Below are 613 nucleotides of genomic sequence, written 5' to 3'. Positions count from 1 at the left end.
TTTCGCGCCGGGGCCGCCGGGGCGGGCGGCCGGGTCCTGGCCGGCGGCGCAGCGGCCGCCGGGGAGGGCGTGGAGGCGGGTGCGGGCGGCGGGGACGGTGGGCGCCGACGGTGCGCAGCGGGACAGGAGGGCGGCGGCGGTGGGGTTGCCGCGCAGGGCCCGGAGGGCGGCGAGGTCGTCCGATGCGGGGCGGTGGCCGGCGCTCAGGGCCTCGTCGAGGAGGGTGAGGTAGCCGGTGATGCTGCCGGGGAGGGCGGCGCGGTACCGGGCGAGGTCGGCCATCAGGAAGTCGCGCAGCCGGGCGCTCTCCCCCATCGCCTCGTCGAGCGACTCCGCGAGGCGGAGACAGTCCTGGACGTCCTCGGCCGAGGCGGGGCTGGGGTTCAGGGCGAGGGCGAGGGCGCGCCGGAGCACACGCAGCTCCTGAGCGCCGAACGCCATGCCGCCTCGGGATCCGTATGGCGTGGGCATGGGGCGACGATACGCGCTAATCAGACAAACTTGGCATAGCGGGTGGGTGTGGCGTCGGGGGGCCACTCGTATGCCTGCGGCGGCCTGTGGCTCCTCGGTGGGGGTGCGGGTAGCGCCTTCGGTTGTCTGTGGGTCGGGGCCG

Annotated in this window: 1 protein-coding gene; it reads right to left on the bottom strand. The window is 76.5% G+C overall.

Going from position 1 to position 613, the window contains the following annotated elements; all coding sequences use genetic code 11:
- Positions 1-471: hypothetical protein (locus GTW67_RS01615; protein WP_161163004.1), on the bottom strand; the 471-nt coding region annotated here is incomplete at its 3' end.
- Between the last annotated feature and the right edge of the window lie 142 nt (positions 472-613).

The organism is Streptomyces sp. SID5910 (assembly GCF_009862125.1).
In the GTDB taxonomy this organism is placed as follows: domain Bacteria; phylum Actinomycetota; class Actinomycetes; order Streptomycetales; family Streptomycetaceae; genus Streptomyces.
This window is presented reverse-complemented; position numbering and strand designations above follow the sequence as displayed.